Below are 17,848 nucleotides of genomic sequence, written 5' to 3' on the forward strand. Positions count from 1 at the left end.
GTGGGAGAGTAGGTAGTCGCCGTTTTTTCAGAGAAGCCTCCATATCGAAAGATGTGGGGGCTTTTTGTATTTACACCATTTTGAAAACTATACCGGGCTCAGTTGTAATTCTAGGGGGATTAACTTAGTTTAATCTCCTTCATTCTCCTTCTCATGCATATACCTTTGCTATTCTGAACAGAAAGAATTTCATATCGACCACTCCTCTGAATGCCGCTCTGAATGCTTTAATTTTAGCGTTAAAAGCTTCTGCCGCTGCATTGGTACTTCTATTAACAAAGAAGTTCAATATCCTTTCATAATGATTTTCAATAGATTGTGCTACTGTTGTAAATGTGTCATATCCATATTCTTCTATTTTATTATACCACAATGCTAATTTGGCTTTTGCTACATCTTTATCCAAGTTTGTAGAGAATATCTTTCCTAATTGTAATGAGTAATAATAGACTTCCTTAATATCTTCAAATTCCCTAAATAGGATATTTGCTCTAATCTGCTGGCTTTTCGTCCACTTATCGGGTGCCTTAAATAATAAATATCTGCTTCTGACTAATAATTGTCTGAGTGTATCTCCATTTTCAAAAGTTTCCGGTTCATATTTTGTCCCCTTAGCCCTAGCCTCCTTTATTGCTTTGTTTTCATCCTTGATAACTTGCCAGCGATACGTAATTCTCAGCTCCTGTACCGCCTCATATACTAGCTTTTGTACATGAAAACGGTCTATCACCTGCATAGCGCGCGGGAAGCAATGTTTAGCTATTTTCTGCATACTACCTGCCATATCCAAAGTTATTTCCTTTACCTTGTTGCGTATTTGTAGTTCGATAGTTTTCAGTACAGCTATAATATCTTCTGCTTTGGTACCTTTAATGATCGCTATGATGGAGCCCTTTCGTCCTCTCTTGTCCTTGTTTGTTAGAATCGTGTAAAGTTCTCCTCTGGTTAATGCTGTTTCATCAATACATAAGTGGTGACCCATGTTCTTGGGGTAAAGGATGTAATCCTCGGCATGTTCCTTTTGCTCCCACTGCCCATACTCACTCAAGTGGCCTTTATACTGGCATTGAAGCTGCTTACCGTCCATACAGTAGTGTTCTGCTACGCTTTGACAGCTAACTGCATGATTGTCTAAGTAGGTCTTTTAAAAAAGCACCGAACTCAGCAGTTATACGAGTTCCGGTGGCAACCAGATTCCAGTCACGACTGTAGGTCTGACCTGTAGAAGGTGTTTCCCAGCGTCGGCGCTTGATGCGTAAATAAACAGCTTTACCACGAATGGGAAAGTCTTGAACTTCAATCTCGGGAAAGAAACCTTTGGAATGAAGAGATAAATGAGAGTATTCATCTGGAATAACAGGCTTTTCCTCAAGATAAAGGATAAAACAAGTGTCCTGAGTGACACCATTGACAAGATCAAAGTAATCAAGCAGGCCCGAAGGAAGAAACAAGCTTAAAGCAGAGAAGGAATCAAAGGGAGATCGAGATTTCTTTTTCATGAAGCAAAAGTAAGCATTTTAACGATATCCCCCAAGTTTTCAAACTGAGCCCTATACCGATTCTCCTCCTCCCGGGAGGAGGAGTACCCGAAGGGGGAGGTGGTAGGAGAGAATCACACCTTTTTGATTTTAAATTTACACTTCTCCCTTCGGTTTCCTATATTCCTCTTTCAGAATCCTATTTTTCCTTTTCAGTAACAGTTTTCTTTCTGTTTTGTAATTTCATTCCTATATTTACGGAATAAAAATGGTATAAAAAGGCTTTTTTTGAAAACCAGACCATTTTTATTCCGTTCTTTCTATTTTTTATCTAAGGGATTTTAGTACTTTTGGGCTCGAATCTAATAAGAAAGGAAAAAATCGCAATTATATAATTATTAAAATAGCTCCTGTGGATATGGAAAACAAAATTCAAGAGTTAACTGATAAGATTTACCGTGAAGGGGTCGAAAAAGGTAATGCCGAGGCCCAGAAACTTATCGCTAACGCTCAAGATGAAGCCAAAAAAATTGTAGAAGATGCTCGTAAAGAAGCTGAAGCAATTGTGGCTGCCTCTCGTAAATCTGCCGATGAACTGGCGGAAAATACCAAGTCGGAATTAAAATTATTCGCCGGCCAAGCCGTGAATGCGTTGAAATCTGAAATCGCTACTCTTGTGACGGATAAGATTGTGAATGCTGACGTGAAAGCTTTTGCCGCCAACAAAGATTATCTGAATGCCTTCATTGTTGCATTGGCTTCTAAGTGGAGCGTGAACGAACCTATCGTGATCTCTACCGCTGATGCAGAAGGTCTGAAGAAGTACTTCGCCACACAGGCAAAGACATTGCTGGATAAAGGTGTGAAAATAGAGCAAGTGAATGGTAACAAGACGTTGTTCACTGTTTCGCCTGCCGACGGTTCCTATAAGGTTAACTTCGGTGAGGAAGAGTTCATGAATTACTTTAAAGAGTTCCTGCGTCCGCAATTGGTGGAAATGCTGTTCTAACCCCATAGGATATGAGTAAATACTATTACTACTTGGTAGCCGGTTTGCCCGAACTCACTTTGGAGGACAGCAAGCTAAGCTATACGGTAGCTGACTTTAAAACGGAACTGTATCCGGATTTGTCTGACGAGGATAAAAAGCTGATCGATTTGTTTTATCTGAAGTTTGACAATGCGAATGTTCTGAAATTACTGAAGGACAAGGATGCCGCCATTGATCCGCGTGGAATTTATTCTGCGGAAGAATTGACGGAGTTCATCTCGTTGCTGAAAGATGGCGATGAGGTGGCTGATGCCATGTTCCCTTCTTATCTCTCCACCTTCATTTCCGAATATTTCAATACTCCTGCCGAAGATGAGTTTTTGCATGAAGACCGTCTGGCTGCGCTTTATTACGACTATGCAATGAAGTGCAGAAATAAGTTTGTGTCCTCCTGGTTTGAGTTCAATCTGACGATGAACAACATACTGGTGGCACTGACCGCACGGAAATTTAAGATGGACATTGCTCCACTGATAGTGGGTGATACGGAAGTGTGCGAGGCTTTGCGCACATCCGGTGCCCGTGATTTCGGATTGACGGGGGAAGTGGATTTCCTGGATCAGTTAGTGAAAATCAGCGAAACCGAGGAATTGGTGGAACGGGAAAAGAAAATAGACCAGCTGCGTTGGAACTGGATGGAGGAAGCTACTTTCTTCAACTATTTCACGATAGAGCGTCTGTTCGTCTTCCTGTTGCAATTGGAGATGATAGAACGGTGGATTTCTTTGGATAAGGAAAAGGGTAATCAATTGTTCCGTAGCATCATAGCAACGCTGAAGAACGAAGTGCAGATACCCGCAGAATTCAGATAAAATAAATAACATAATTATATGGCAACAAAAGGAACTGTTAGTGGCGTTATCGCCAACATGGTAACCCTCGTCGTTGACGGCCCGGTGGCACAGAACGAGATTTGCTACATCTCGACCGGCGGTGACCGGCTGATGGCGGAGGTGATTAAGGTGGTAGGTACCCATGTGTACGTGCAGGTGTTTGAAAGCACCCGCGGACTGAAGGTGGGAGCCGAAGCCGAATTTACCGGACACATGCTTGAGGTGACATTAGGCCCGGGTATGCTTTCGAAGAACTATGACGGTCTGCAAAACGACCTCGACAAGATGGATGGTGTATTCCTGAAACGCGGTCAATATACGTATCCGCTGGATAAGGGAAGCAAGTGGCACTTTGTACCATTAGTAAAGGTGGGTGACAAGGTGGAAGCCGCTGCCTGGCTGGGACAGGTGGACGAGAACTTCCAACCACTGAAAATCATGGTACCTTTCGACCAGAAAGGCGTGTGTACCGTGAAATCCATCGTAGATGAAGGTGAGTATAGCATCGAAGATATCGTTGCCGTGCTGACCGACGAAGAAGGCAACGACGTTCATGTGAACATGATACAGAAATGGCCGGTGAAACGCGCCATGACGAATTATAAAGAAAAACCGCGCCCTTTCAAACTGTTGGAAACGGGTGTGCGTGTGATTGATACCATTAATCCTATTGTAGAAGGTGGTACGGGATTTATCCCCGGCCCGTTCGGTACGGGTAAGACGGTACTCCAGCATGCCATTTCAAAACAAGCGGAAGCGGATATCGTAATCATCGCCGCTTGTGGTGAGCGTGCCAATGAGGTTGTGGAAATCTTTACGGAATTCCCCGAACTGGTTGACCCGCATACAGGCCGTAAGCTGATGGAGCGTACAATCATCATTGCGAACACTTCGAACATGCCTGTGGCCGCCCGTGAAGCGTCTGTGTACACAGCCATGACGATTGCGGAATACTATCGCAGCATGGGACTGAAAGTATTGCTGATGGCCGACTCCACTTCCCGTTGGGCACAGGCATTGCGCGAGATGTCCAACCGTATGGAAGAGTTGCCCGGACCTGACGCATTCCCGATGGACTTGTCGTCCATCATCTCCAACTTCTACGGACGTGCCGGATATGTGGTGCTGGGTAACGGTGAAACTGGTTCTATTACTTTCATCGGTACGGTATCTCCTGCCGGTGGTAACTTGAAAGAGCCGGTAACGGAGAACACAAAGAAGGTGGCCCGTTGCTTCTACGCCCTCGAACAGGATCGTGCTGACAAGAAGCGCTATCCTGCCGTGAATCCGATTGATTCTTACTCTAAATATATCGAATATCCTGAGTTTGAGGAATATATCAAGAAACATATCAACGGTGAGTGGATTGGCAAGGTGAACGAAATCAAGAACCGCTTGCAGCGTGGTAAGGAAATTGCCGAACAGATCAACATCCTCGGTGACGACGGTGTGCCCGTGGAATATCATGTGACTTTCTGGAAATCAGAGTTGATCGACTTCGTAATCCTGCAACAGGATGCGTTTGACGAAATTGACGCTGTGACTCCGATGGAACGTCAGGAAGATATCCTGAACATGATAATCGACATTTGTCATACGGAATTTGAATTCGACAACTTCAATGAGGTAATGGATTACTTCAAGAAGATGATTAACGTCTGCAAGCAGATGAACTACTCGAAGTTCAAGTCCGAGGAGTACGAAGGATTCCGTAAACAGTTGCAGGAATTGATTGAAGAACGTAAAGCATAATAAGAATAAGATGGCAACAAAAGCATTTCAAAAGATATATACCAAGGTCACTCAGATTACGAAAGCCACCTGCTCGCTGAAAGCAACAGGGGTAGGGTATGACGAGCTGGCAACCGTAAACGGCAAACTCGCCCAGGTGGTGAAGATTGCCGGTGACGATGTGACTTTGCAGGTATTCGAGGGTACGGAAGGTATCCCCACCAACGCAGAGATAGTATTCCTGGGCAAGTCGCCTACGCTGAAAGTGAGCGAACAGCTTGCCGGACGTTTCTTCAACGCTTTCGGTGATCCGATTGACGGAGGTCCGTCCATCGAAGGTCAGGAAGTGGAAATCGGTGGCCCGTCAGTGAACCCGGTGCGTCGTAAGCAACCGTCGGAACTGATTGCAACCGGTATCGCAGGTATTGACTTGAACAATACGCTGGTATCCGGACAGAAGATTCCGTTCTTCGCCGACCCCGACCAGCCTTTCAACCAGGTAATGGCGAACGTAGCACTCCGTGCCGAGACGGACAAGATTATTCTGGGTGGTATGGGTATGACGAATGATGACTACCTGTATTTCAAGAATGTATTCTCCAATGCCGGTGCGCTCGACCGTATCGTCAGTTTCATGAATACGACTGAGAATCCGCCTGTAGAACGTCTGTTGATTCCGGACATGGCATTGACGGCAGCGGAATATTTCGCAGTGAACAATAATGAGAAAGTCCTGGTGTTGCTGACCGATATGACTTCTTACGCCGATGCGTTGGCTATCGTATCCAACCGTATGGATCAGATTCCTTCGAAAGACTCTATGCCCGGTTCTCTTTATTCGGATTTGGCAAAGATTTACGAGAAGGCTGTGCAGTTCCCGAGCGGTGGTTCCATCACGATTATTGCCGTGACCACTCTGTCCGGTGGCGACATCACGCATGCCGTGCCTGATAATACAGGTTATATCACAGAAGGCCAGTTGTTCTTGCGCCGTGATACGGATATCGGTAAGGTTATCGTTGACCCGTTCCGTTCGCTGTCCCGTTTGAAGCAGCTCGTTACGGGTAAGAAGACGCGTAAGGACCATCCGCAGGTGATGAATGCCGCCGTGCGTCTGTACGCCGATGCCGCCAATGCGAAGACCAAGTTGGAGAATGGTTTCGACCTGACGAACTATGACGAACGTACCCTTGCCTTTGCCAAGGATTACTCCAACCAGTTGCTGGCCATTGACGTCAATCTCGATACGACTGAGATGCTCGACGTGGCATGGAGTCTGTTCGGAAAGTATTTCCGTCCGGAAGAAGTGAATATCAAGAAAGAATTAGTTGATGAATTCTGGCCGAAAGCCGACAACTAATCATCAATCACTAACAACTAATCACTAAAAAAGTGGCTATAAAGTTTCAATATAATAAAACCTCTCTCCAGCAGTTGGAAAAGCAACTGAAGGTGCGGGTGCGTACACTCCCTATCATCAAGAATAAGGAGAGCGCGCTGCGCATGGAAGTGAAGCGCTGCAAGTCGGAAGCTGCCATGCTGGACGAGAAGTTGGAACGGGAAATCCAGGCCTACGAAGCGATGTTCGCCCTTTGGAATGAGTTTGATCCCTCATTGATAAAGGTCAGCGATGTCCATCTCGGTGTGAAGAAGATTGCCGGTGTACGGGTCCCGTTGCTCGAAAGCGTAGATTTCGAGATACGTCCCTACAGCCTGTTCAATGCCCCCAAATGGTATGCCGACGGGGTGCATTTGCTCAAGACGCTGGCACATACGGCCATCGAACGGGAGTTTATCGTCGCCAAACTGGGCTTACTGGAACATGCACGCAAGAAGACTACCCAAAAGGTAAACCTTTTTGAGAAAGTGCAGATTCCGGGCTATCAGGATGCTCTGCGAAAAATCAAGCGCTTCATGGAAGACGAAGAGAACCTCTCCAAGTCATCGCAGAAAATCATGAAATCCCATCAAGAGAGTAGGAAGGAGGCAGAGGCATGATTACAAAAATGAAGAAGCTCACATTCCTTGTATATCATAAGGAGTACGAAGCATTTCTGGAACGTATCCGTGAATTGGGTGTGGTACACATTGTGGAAAAGCAGTGGGGAGAAATGGACGATGGTTTGCAACAGTTTATGCAAAAGCGTTCGCTCTATAAGAATATGCTTCAGGCAATGTATAATCTGGCTGAGAAACAACCCGAAGAAACGGTGTATGCCGGACAATCGGCTGACGGACTGGTGCAGAAATACGATGATTTGCAACTACAGTTGCAAGACTTGAATCAGAAGCTGCCGCAGTTGAATAAGGACATCGCTCAAATGGAAGTTTGGGGCGATTTTGACTGGGACTCTGTAAATAAGTTGAAGGAGGCAGGCTGGCATATTCAGTTCTACATGTGTCATGAAAGAGATTATAACGAAGCGTGGACGGAAGAGTATAATGCTATTCCGGTACAAGAACGCGGCGGATATATTAATTTTGTGACTGTGACTCCCGGAGCTGTGGAGCTGGGTCTGGAACCGTTACGTTTGCCTGCCCTAAGCCTATCGGAGCTGATGGCCAGGAAAACGGAGATGGAAGCACAAATAGTGGCCACTCAGGACGCATTGTCAGCATTTTGTAAAGCCAACTACCGCACGTTAGAGCAATACAGCATTCAACTTGAAGGAGATATCGACCTGCTGAAAGTTAAGCTGAATAGCGAAGAAAAGGCAGAAGGAGCCGTTGTGTTGTTGGAAGGCTGGATACCGGTGGACAATGAAACTGAGGTGAAAGATTTTCTTGATAATAGCGGCGTTTATTACGAGATACGGAATGCAAGAAAAGAAGACAACGCGCCTATCAAGCTGAGGAACAACGCATTTACCCGTATGTACGAGGTACTTACCAAGATGTATGGTATGCCGGATTATGCCGAGTTTGACCCGACGCCGATCCTGGCGCCTTTCTTCTCGCTATTCTTTGCTTTCTGTATGGGTGATGCTGGCTATGGACTGGTATTGATAGCTTTGGGTTTCTTTTTGAAAAAGAAGTTGTCGAAATCCTTGAGAGGCATGATGAACCTGGTGATTACGTTGGGAATCTTCACTGCTGTTATCGGTGCTGTGCTGGGTACCTTCTTCGGAGTCAGCCTGTTCGATCTGGAAATTCCGGCAGACCTGAAGCAATTCATGATTGTGGGTAAGGTGGGAGACACCAGTTATGACAAGCAAATGCTGCTGGCATTGCTGATAGGTGTGGTACATATCTGTATTGCCATGACGGTGAAGGCCGTCGGACAGACGGTGCGTTTTGGCTTTAAGGAATCCCTCAGTGCTTGGGGCTGGCTGCTGCTGGTAGTTGGTTTTGTTTGTACGGGTGGACTTTCTTTCTTCAAAGTCATTTCAGAAGATGTGTCTACATGGGCGTTCATTGTGATCGGCGGTATTTCGGCTATCGGCATCTATCTGCTGAACAACATTCACCGGAATGTTTTTGTCAATGTTGGTGCCGGCCTGTGGGATACCTATAATATGGCTACCGGCTTGATGGGAGATATACTTTCCTATATCCGTCTGTATGCCTTAGGTCTGGCAGGCGGTATGCTGGGCGGGGTATTCAATCAGTTGGCCTTTATGGTGAATGATGCGGCAGGTCCGGCATTGGGCTGGTTGTTCTGCGGCTTGATTCTGGTATTCGGCCATACGTTAAATATCGCGATGTCCTGTCTGAGTGCATTTGTACACCCGCTTCGTCTTACTTTTGTGGAATACTTTAAGAATTCCGGTTATGAAGGTAAGGGCGAAACTTACAAACCGTTTACTGTAGTTAAAAAACAAATAAATTAAAAAAACAAATAAATTAGAAACGTTATGAATGAAATTTTAGGTTATCTCGGTTTAGGTCTGATGTTGGCTTTGGCCGGAATTGGCAGTTGCTTTGGTACAACAATCGCAGGAAATGCTGCGGAAGGTGCATTGAAGAAAGATCCTTCCAAATCAGCTAGTTATATGATTTTATCTGCTCTTCCTGCTACACAGGGACTTTATGGTTTCGTAGCTTTCCTGATGTCTATGGGTAAAGATTTTGCAACAGAAGGTCCTTTGATGTTAGGTATTGGTTTAGGAGTGGGATTGGTTTGTCTGTTCTCTGCTATCCGTCAGGGACAAGTGTGTGCCAACGGTATCATGGGTATTTCCCAGGGTCATGACGTACAGACTAATACTATGATTTACGCTGCACTTCCTGAATTCTACGCAATTTTGGCACTGGTTGCTGCATTGATGGTATAAAACGTTATTTCTGAATATTTACTTAACCCAGGGTTACCATTTATTTAGGCAGCCCTGGGTTTATTGTTTCCAATGCGGGGGCTCATCATCTCCGAACTGTGGCATTTCACTCACTTAAGTATTGCATTTTGCTCACTGAGGTGCGGCACTTCACTCACAGAAGTGTGGCATTGTTCTTGCTGAAGTGTGGCATTTGAAATACTAACTTTGTTTCAATCAGCCCATTTCGCAAACGATTGTTTATGCATATTTCATTAGTTTTTTCGATTAATAGGCTATTTTTCAAAGAATAATGTGTACTTTTGCAGCCGATATTAAGTAATAGAGATTAAAAGTAATATGACTAAAGAGCTGTTAACCCCCGACTACATCTTCGAGTCTAGCTGGGAAGTATGTAATAAGGTTGGAGGTATCTATACGGTTTTGTCCACGCGAGCAAATACCTTGCAGGCAAAATTTCATGATAGATTGTTTTTTATAGGACCTGATTTTTGGCAAGGGAAAGAGAACCCTCTGTTTATCGAGTCCGACAACCTTTGTGCAGCATGGAGAAAGCATGCAGCTGAAAAAGATAACCTTTCCGTCCGCATAGGACGCTGGAACATTCCGGGCAATCCTATCGTTATATTGGTTGATTTCCAACCGTTTTTCGCACAGAAGAATGATATTTATACAGAAATGTGGAACCGCTACCAGGTGGATTCACTGCACGCATACGGCGATTACGACGAAGCGTCCATGTTTTCGTATGCTGCCGGAAAGGTGGTGGAGAGCTTCTATCGCTACAACCTGACGGAAACGGATAAAGTGATTTATCAGGCGCATGAGTGGATGACCGGTATGGGCGCCCTCTATTTGCAGATGGCCGTTCCCGAAATCGCTACTATTTTCACCACGCATGCCACGTCTATCGGACGTTCCATTGCCGGCAACGACAAACCCCTCTATGACTATCTCTTCGCTTACAATGGCGACCAGATGGCCGAAGAACTCAATATGCAATCCAAACACTCCATCGAAAAACAAACCGCACATAATGTGGACTGCTTCACGACTGTGAGCGAAATAACGAATAACGAGTGCAAGGAATTGCTTGATAAGCCTGCCGACGTAGTGCTTATGAATGGTTTTGAAGATGACTTTGTGCCGAAAGGCTCCACATTCACCGGGAAGCGTAAACGTGCGCGTGCTGCCATGTTGCGTGCCGCTAATTGCCTGTTGGGTACGGATATGGGCGATGAAACGCTGATTGTAGGCACCAGCGGACGCTATGAGTTCAAGAATAAAGGTATTAATGTCTTCCTTGAATCGCTGAACCGTCTGAACCGTGATAAGAATCTGCAAAAGAATATACTGGCGTTTATCAACGTGCCCGGATGGGTGGGAGATGCCCGCGAAGACCTGCAGCAGCGTCTGAAGAGTAAAGAGAAATTCAATACTCCGCTGGAAGTACCTTTCATTACCCACTGGCTGCACAACATGACGCACGACCAGGTGCTCGATATGCTGAAATATATGGGCATGGGAAATCGTCCCGAAGATAAGGTGAAAGTGGTTTTTGTCCCCTGTTATCTTGATGGAAAAGACGGTATTCTCAACAAACAATATTACGACCTCATATTGGGAGAAGACCTCAGCGTCTATCCTTCCTATTATGAACCCTGGGGATATACCCCGCTGGAAAGTGTCGCTTTCCATGTTCCCACCATCACTACCGACCTTGCCGGTTTCGGGCTTTGGGTAAACAGCCTGAAGAACCAGCACGGCATCAACGATGGGGTAGAGGTGCTTCACCGTTCGGACTATAACTATTCCGAAGTGGCCGACGGCATCAAGGACACCATCTCCGCATTCTCCACAAAGACGGATGCCGAGGTGAAAGAAATACGCAAGCGTGCCGGACAAGTGGCCGAGCAGGCTCTGTGGAAGCACTTTATCGAATATTATTATGAAGCCTACGATTTTGCTCTTCGTCATGCGATGCAGCGCCAGTTGGGCTAAAAAGAAATATGAATTATTAATCAATCAAGTTATTATACAATGAAGATTAAAGTTAGTAATGTAAACACTCCGAACTGGAAAGATGTAAATGTGAAATCTCATGTTCCTGCCGAATTGGAGAAGTTGTCTGAATTGGCACACAACATTTGGTGGTCTTGGAATTACGAAGCTACCGAACTGTTTAGAGACCTTGATCCTGCTCTGTGGAAAGAAGTAGGTCATAACCCCGTCCTTCTGTTGGAAAGAATGAGTTATGCAAAACTCGAAGCACTCGCAAACGACAAAGTTATTCTGAAGAGAATGAACGACGTGTATTCTAAGTTCAGAGCATACATGGATGTGGAACCTGACAAGAAACGTCCTTCTGTTGCTTATTTCAGCATGGAATATGGTTTGAACCAGGTACTTAAGATATATTCCGGTGGTTTGGGTGTCCTTGCCGGTGACTACTTGAAAGAGGCTTCCGATAGCAATGTTGACCTTTGTGCAGTCGGTTTCCTGTATCGCTATGGCTACTTCACACAGACTCTCTCTATGGATGGTCAGCAGATTGCCAACTACGAAGCTCAGAACTTCGGTCAGTTGCCTATCGACCGTGTGTTGGATGAGAACGGCAATCAGGTAGTGGTAGACGTTCCTTATCTGGACTACTTTGTACACGCTTACGTATGGCGCGTAAACGTTGGACGCATCTCTCTTTACCTGTTGGATACGGACAACGAAATGAACAGCGAATTCGACCGTCCTATCACTCACCAGCTTTATGGTGGCGACTGGGAAAATCGTCTGAAGCAAGAAATCCTGCTTGGTATCGGTGGTATTCTGACACTGAAGAAGCTGGGTATCAAGAAAGATGTCTACCATTGTAATGAAGGACACGCAGCGTTGATTAACGTTCAGCGTATCTGCGACTACGTGGCCGAAGGTCTGTCTTACGACCAGGCTATCGAGTTGGTACGTGCTTCTTCTCTCTACACCGTTCATACTCCGGTTCCTGCCGGACACGACTACTTTGACGAAGGTCTCTTCGGCAAGTATATGGGCGGTTATCCTGCCAAAATGGGTATCAGTTGGGACGACCTGATGGACCTCGGCCGTAACAATCCGGGCGATAAGGGCGAACGTTTCTGTATGTCAATTTTCGCTTGCAACACTTCACAGGAAGTGAACGGCGTGAGCTGGCTGCACGGAAAGGTGTCTCAGGAAATGTTCTCTACTATCTGGAAGGGATATTTCCCCGAAGAAATGCACGTAGGCTATGTGACCAACGGCGTACACTTCCCGACTTGGAGTGCAACCGAATGGAAACATCTTTATGCTGCCAATTTCGATGAGAACTTCTTGTACGATCAGTCTAACCCGAAGATTTGGGAAGCTATCTACAATGTGCCCGACGAAAAGATCTGGGAAACCCGTATGGCTTTGAAGAACAAGTTGATAGACTATGTTCGCAAACAATATCGTGAAACTTGGCTGAAGAACCAGGGTGATCCTTCACGCATCGTGTCTTTGATGGACAAAATCAACCCGAACGCGCTGCTGATTGGTTTTGGCCGTCGTTTCGCTACTTACAAACGTGCTCACCTGTTGTTCACCGACCTCGACCGTCTGGCTAAGATCGTGAACAATCCTGACTATCCGGTACAGTTTCTGTTCACCGGTAAGGCTCATCCGCATGATGGTGCAGGCCAGGGCTTGATTAAGAGAATCATTGAAATCTCACGTCGTCCGGAATTCCTGGGTAAGATTATCTTCCTGGAAAACTACGATATGCAGCTGGCTCGCCGCTTGGTATCTGGTGTAGATATTTGGTTGAACACTCCGACCCGTCCGCTCGAAGCATCCGGTACTTCCGGTGAGAAAGCGCTGATGAACGGTGTTGTGAACTTCTCCGTACTCGACGGATGGTGGTTGGAAGGCTACCGTGAAGGTGCAGGTTGGGCGTTGACTGAAAAGCGTACTTACCAGAATCAGGACCATCAGGATCAGTTGGATGCGGCTACTATCTACAGCATCCTCGAAACTGAAATCCTGCCGTTGTACTATGCACGCAACAAGAAGGGCTACTCTGAAGGCTGGGTGAAGACTATCAAGAATTCTATCGCACAGATTGCACCTCACTATACCATGAAGCGTCAGTTGGACGATTACTACAGCAAGTTCTACACCAAGCTGGCTAAGCGTTTCAAAGGATTGGTTGCCAATGACAATGCCAAGGCTAAGGAAATTGCAGCTTGGAAAGAAGAAGTTGTGTCTAAGTGGGACAGCATCGAAGTAGTGTCTTATGACAAGGGCGAAGAACTGATACAGGGCTCTATCGAAAGTGGTAAGGAATATACCATTACTTACGTAATTGATGAGAAAGGTCTGAACGACGCCATCGGTCTGGAACTGGTAACTACTTATACTGCCGGAGACGGTAAACAGCACATTTACTCTGTTGAGCCGTTCAGTGTGGTGAAGAAAGAGGGTAACCTTTATACTTTCCAGGTGAAACATAAATTGGAGAATGCAGGTAGCTTCAAGGTATCCTACCGTATGTTCCCGAAAAACTCTGACTTGCCGCATCGTCAGGACTTCTGTTACGTTCGTTGGTTCGTGTAAGAGTCGTCTGATGTAATAATATGGAGAAGCTGCCTGGGGAAGTACAAACTTTCCGGGCAGCTTTCTTTTTTTATTCGCTTTGCTAAATCAGCTATTGGGCTTCGCTAAATCACCTTTGTGAAAACAGACCGTCTGTCGGCATGAAACAGACCGTCTGTCAAGGGCAAACAGATGGTCTATTTGAGGTCAACAGACCATCTGTTTTACCTGGACAGACCATCTGTTTTTTTATTGAACAAGTTCCGGCAGATACGTGTTTCATTTATACGATTAATTAAAAAGAAATTCGTATGAAGAAAATTGTATTGCTCCGCCACGGCGAGAGCGCATGGAACAAAGAGAATCGTTTCACAGGTTGGACCGATGTGGACTTGACGGAAAAGGGTATTGCCGAAGCTACAAGAGCCGGGCAGCTATTGATAGATAATGATTTCCAGTTTGACAAAGCATATACCTCGTATTTGAAACGTGCGGTCAAAACTCTGAATGCAGTGTTGGACCGTATGGATCAGGACTGGATACCGGTAGAGAAATCATGGCGTCTGAATGAGAAGCATTACGGCCAGCTGCAAGGTTTGAACAAAGCCGAAACGGCCGCCAAATATGGTGAAGAACAGGTTTTAATCTGGCGTCGTAGCTATGATGTGGCTCCGCATCCCCTTGGTGAAGATGATCCTCGTAATCCCCGTTTTGAAGTTCGCTATAATGAAGTTCCCGATGCCGAATTACCCCGTACCGAGTCATTGAAGGACACCATTGAACGTATCATGCCTTACTGGAAATGTGTGATTTTCCCAACTTTGAAAACCGCTAACGAGTTATTGGTAGTAGCGCATGGCAATAGTCTGCGTGGTATTATCAAGCATCTGAAAGGCATTTCCGATGAAGAAATTGTGAAACTGAATTTGCCCACTGCCGTTCCATATGTTTTTGAGTTTGATGATGATCTCAACCTGGTGAAAGATTATTTCCTGGGAGATCCGGAGGAGATAAAGAAACTGATGAAAGCGGTAGCAAATCAGGGGAAGGCATGAAGCGTGATAAATGATAATTTAATGAAGAATGATGAATGAAGAATGAAGAATTTGGCTGCGCTATGCAAGCATGCCGCAAGGTAATTCTTCATTCTTCATTCTTAGTTCTTCATTTCGATAAATTATCATTTATAAGCTCCTCTTGAATCAATGCTCAATAATCAAGCGACTACTTCATGAAATATTGTTACGCTCAGGAATATCCCGATTGCTACACATAGTGCGATCAGTATCCAGTTCGTATATTTTGCGCTTGGTTTGGTTTCCTTATGCAGATTTTGGTCAAAGTAATTCTTGAAGAACAGATAAATGGCAGGTACGGTTGCACTTGCCAACAGCAAATCTTCGGGGATCTTATAAACATAAACCTTTGAGAAAGCAATCAGAGCCCAGTGGCAAAGGAAAAGAATGACGAGCAGATTGACCTTTCGTGAAAACGCCAGTAACAACCCGATAGTAAATACAGCTACCGAACAAGGCATCACACTTGTGGTCATCATCGGAAACTCCATGCCCCGTGCCCATGAAAGAAGAGGGTAGAGGAACGGCATGGCATACAATACATAAGTCAGTTTATCGTATTTGTGATAACGTTCAAACGGAGTATAGTTTGTGAAAAGATCCCATAGCCAGATGAGAGCAATCACTCCCCAGAAGATGGCAAGTATATAGTTATAACTCCGTTCACCACAATAAATCATATAATAGACAATAGCAATCCAACTGTTCAGGAACACCATATACCCCTTCATCAGCCGCTTCACAAGCATGGTAGGCTTTTGATAAAGAAGTATGGTCAGCAGAATGCCCATGACAGTGATAATAACCTGGGCAATCCAAGTCCCCTCGTTGTATTGTGCGATTGTTCTCCAAAAAACTTCCATACGCAATCTTTAATTTTAAACTTTTAATTTTTAATTCTTTTCGTGTCTTGTCATAGAAAAAGCCCGTTTGATGAACAGGAACAGCGGTATGGTAGCGCCCACCGCCAACATGAAAATAACGCTACAAGTGATAATCGTATTTGTGAATAAATCGATCAGATATTTTTCCTGCAGTTCGGGTACTTTCAGGTTCTGCATGAACATGATGAGTGAAAATACGATTTTATAGGCATACATACCCGGAATCATGGGCAACAGTGCCGGAATATAAAGTACAGTCATAGGGCAGTAGATGCGTTTCCCTAACACAAGGCTTCCCATGCCGATGCTGAAAGAAGCGAATAAAGAGGCGGTCGCAATGTCTACGCCCAGATACGTCATCAGGCAGAAACGCAGGGCGTGACCGATGGCGGCAAGCAGGGCAATGGAAGGGAAAGCACGCAAAGGAGGATCGGAAATAGCTCCGAAACCGATAGCTGCGATGGCGGCGAACATGCCGTCCGTAAGTATATCAATAAGTATCATAATAAACTGTTTCTAATTAGCATAAGTGTACAGGAAAGTCCCACAGCAATACATAGCACCAGTAGCAATGCCTGGATAAGCCGTGTGCATCCGGTCAGTACATGACCTTCTACGATGTCGATGACTCCGTTCAGCAAGGGTACGCCCGGCACCAAATATAGTACGCTTGTCGCAATCGCTATTTCGGCGGTAGTTTCCAGTGTCAGGGCTGAAGAAGCAACCAGAGAAGCTGCAAGGGCGGAAATTATGAAAACAAGGTAATGGTTGATTTTCTTTTTCTGCATGACTTGTTTGATATAGAAACCGATCAGTGTAGCAGAAAAGACAATGAGGCGTGCAGTCCAGTCTCCGCCGAACAGGGCGCAGAACGATGCATTGGCAAAGCCTACCAGAAAGAGTGTACAAAGCGGATCCATTTTGGGACGGGAGATGATTTTCTCATATTTGTCCCATAATGTCTCTAAAGGAAGCCGATTGTCGTAAGCTTCCCAGCTGAGTGCGCTTAGTTCTGAATTTAATTCAAAGCTGATGGGGAAAGCGGGGATGATGGCTACTTCATTGTAAACTTCCATGCTGTCGATATCACATACGCTTACAACCATAGTCTTTTGAAAAAGACTCATCTTGACGTCTACGTCCAGTGATTTTCCGATGCGGCGGGTGTTTCGTATCACACGCGAGGTGTGCACGCCCGAACCCATAAGCCGATTGGCATACTCCAGCAAAAACCGGGTAATTTCTTTTAATTCGTTTGGCGAATTCATACTCTAAAATGTTATCCTAAGTTACCTATTCTTGAAAAGCGCCGCAAAGGTACGGCTTTTTGAGGAAAGAAAGAAACAGAATGCAGAGTATAATTCATTTTTCAGGCAATACGGGGGAGCGGATTGTAATTGTACGTTACGATCTCTCCTGTCTTCAGTGAAGCGGGCACGTCAATCAGACGTTGGTTTTTGCTTCCACGGAAACACAGGCTTTCGTCCCGCAGTTCCTGCTTGAATTTACCGTCTACCAGTACGTCAATGTATTGTAATAGTTTGGACTGAAGCGGATTGCGCAATAAAGTTTCAAAGGTATATCCTGTATAGCACCAGATATTCTTATTGCTCTTCTCTTTAATGGCACGTGCCAGTTCCGTGAATCCTTCCGGTTGGTACATCGGGTCTCCGCCGCTGAATGTTACATCTGCAAAACTATCGGCAAGCACCTTTTTAAGTATTTCATCTGTCGCCATCCAGCGCCCACGGTCAATGTCCCAGGATTCAGGATTATGACAACCGGGACACCTGTTCGGACAGCCCGCTGCATAAATGGAGGTCCGGAAGCCCGGACCGTCCACTGTAGTATCTTCTATAATATCAAGAATTGAAAGCACGGTTGAATTAAAAATTGAAAGTTAAAAATTAAATGTTGTGTGGGAGATTGAAGATTCA

At 45.3% G+C, this 17,848-nt stretch carries 16 protein-coding genes; 10 read left to right on the forward strand and 6 right to left on the reverse strand.

Going from position 1 to position 17,848, the window contains the following annotated elements:
• Positions 1 to 151 precede the first annotated feature (151 nt).
• Both BUC01_RS22545 and BUC01_RS22550 read right to left on the reverse strand, forming a co-directional pair.
• On the reverse strand, positions 152 to 1,087 hold the full coding sequence (locus BUC01_RS22545; protein ID WP_073314941.1) for an ISAon1 family transposase: 936 nt from the start codon (positions 1,085 to 1,087) through the stop codon (positions 152 to 154).
• A 28-nt stretch (positions 1,088 to 1,115) separates the two neighbouring features.
• Positions 1,116 to 1,499, reverse strand: coding sequence for an ISAon1 family transposase N-terminal region protein (locus tag BUC01_RS22550; RefSeq protein WP_073314943.1), 384 nt, complete (start codon positions 1,497 to 1,499; stop codon positions 1,116 to 1,118).
• A gap of 397 nt (positions 1,500 to 1,896) precedes the next feature.
• On the opposite strand from BUC01_RS22550, the gene BUC01_RS22555 reads away from it, so the two are divergent.
• The 10 genes from BUC01_RS22555 to gpmA all read left to right on the forward strand — a co-directional run bounded on the left by BUC01_RS22555 (position 1,897) and on the right by gpmA (position 15,006).
• Positions 1,897 to 2,487 carry an ATP synthase subunit E gene (locus tag BUC01_RS22555; protein WP_025834269.1) on the forward strand — a complete coding sequence of 197 codons (591 nt, stop codon included), beginning with the start codon at positions 1,897 to 1,899 and terminating at the stop codon, positions 2,485 to 2,487.
• A gap of 11 nt (positions 2,488 to 2,498) precedes the next feature.
• Positions 2,499 to 3,341, forward strand: a complete 843-nt coding sequence (locus BUC01_RS22560; protein WP_025834272.1) for a DUF2764 family protein — start codon at positions 2,499 to 2,501, stop codon at positions 3,339 to 3,341.
• A gap of 18 nt (positions 3,342 to 3,359) precedes the next feature.
• Positions 3,360 to 5,114 carry a V-type ATP synthase subunit A gene (locus BUC01_RS22565; protein WP_073314945.1) on the forward strand — a complete coding sequence of 585 codons (1,755 nt, stop codon included), beginning with the start codon at positions 3,360 to 3,362 and terminating at the stop codon, positions 5,112 to 5,114.
• A gap of 10 nt (positions 5,115 to 5,124) precedes the next feature.
• Entirely contained in the window at positions 5,125 to 6,453 is a 1,329-nt protein-coding gene (locus BUC01_RS22570; RefSeq protein WP_025834273.1) for a V-type ATP synthase subunit B, read from the forward strand.
• A gap of 32 nt (positions 6,454 to 6,485) precedes the next feature.
• A complete protein-coding gene (locus tag BUC01_RS22575; RefSeq protein WP_025834274.1) occupies positions 6,486 to 7,091 on the forward strand; it encodes a V-type ATP synthase subunit D in 606 nt (201 codons plus the stop codon).
• Positions 7,088 to 8,923, forward strand: coding sequence for a V-type ATP synthase subunit I (locus BUC01_RS22580; protein ID WP_025834275.1), 1,836 nt, complete (start codon positions 7,088 to 7,090; stop codon positions 8,921 to 8,923). Before BUC01_RS22575 ends, BUC01_RS22580 begins: the two co-directional genes overlap by 4 nt.
• Before the next feature lie 24 nt (positions 8,924 to 8,947).
• On the forward strand, positions 8,948 to 9,367 hold the full coding sequence (locus BUC01_RS22585) for an ATPase (protein WP_025834276.1): 420 nt from the start codon (positions 8,948 to 8,950) through the stop codon (positions 9,365 to 9,367).
• 339 nt (positions 9,368 to 9,706) lie between these two features.
• Positions 9,707 to 11,368 (forward strand): glycogen/starch synthase, encoded by a 1,662-nt coding sequence (locus BUC01_RS22590; RefSeq protein ID WP_025834277.1) that lies wholly within the window; start codon positions 9,707 to 9,709, stop codon positions 11,366 to 11,368.
• A gap of 39 nt (positions 11,369 to 11,407) precedes the next feature.
• Positions 11,408 to 13,972, forward strand: a complete 2,565-nt coding sequence (locus tag BUC01_RS22595; RefSeq protein ID WP_073314947.1) for a glycosyltransferase family 1 protein — start codon at positions 11,408 to 11,410, stop codon at positions 13,970 to 13,972.
• Between the two features lie 290 nt (positions 13,973 to 14,262).
• Complete coding sequence (gene gpmA / locus BUC01_RS22600) at positions 14,263 to 15,006, forward strand: 2,3-diphosphoglycerate-dependent phosphoglycerate mutase (RefSeq protein ID WP_025834278.1); 744 nt, start codon at positions 14,263 to 14,265, stop codon at positions 15,004 to 15,006.
• Between the two features lie 161 nt (positions 15,007 to 15,167).
• Here the strand turns inward: gpmA and BUC01_RS22605 are convergent, their stop codons facing one another.
• The 4 genes from BUC01_RS22605 to nrdG form a co-directional block, all read right to left on the reverse strand.
• Positions 15,168 to 15,890, reverse strand: coding sequence for a DUF6064 family protein (locus BUC01_RS22605; protein ID WP_073314949.1), 723 nt, complete (start codon positions 15,888 to 15,890; stop codon positions 15,168 to 15,170).
• 30 nt (positions 15,891 to 15,920) lie between these two features.
• On the reverse strand, positions 15,921 to 16,415 hold the full coding sequence (locus BUC01_RS22610) for a threonine/serine exporter family protein (RefSeq protein ID WP_073314951.1): 495 nt from the start codon (positions 16,413 to 16,415) through the stop codon (positions 15,921 to 15,923).
• On the reverse strand, positions 16,412 to 17,179 hold the full coding sequence (locus tag BUC01_RS22615; RefSeq protein WP_073314953.1) for a threonine/serine exporter family protein: 768 nt from the start codon (positions 17,177 to 17,179) through the stop codon (positions 16,412 to 16,414). The genes BUC01_RS22610 and BUC01_RS22615 overlap by 4 nt, the downstream gene beginning before the upstream one ends.
• A gap of 101 nt (positions 17,180 to 17,280) precedes the next feature.
• Positions 17,281 to 17,790: an anaerobic ribonucleoside-triphosphate reductase activating protein gene (nrdG, locus tag BUC01_RS22620; protein ID WP_025834280.1), complete on the reverse strand. Its 510-nt coding sequence runs from the start codon at positions 17,788 to 17,790 to the stop codon at positions 17,281 to 17,283.
• Positions 17,791 to 17,848 lie beyond the last annotated feature (58 nt).

The organism is Bacteroides stercorirosoris (assembly GCF_900142015.1).
Taxonomy (GTDB): domain Bacteria; phylum Bacteroidota; class Bacteroidia; order Bacteroidales; family Bacteroidaceae; genus Bacteroides; species Bacteroides stercorirosoris.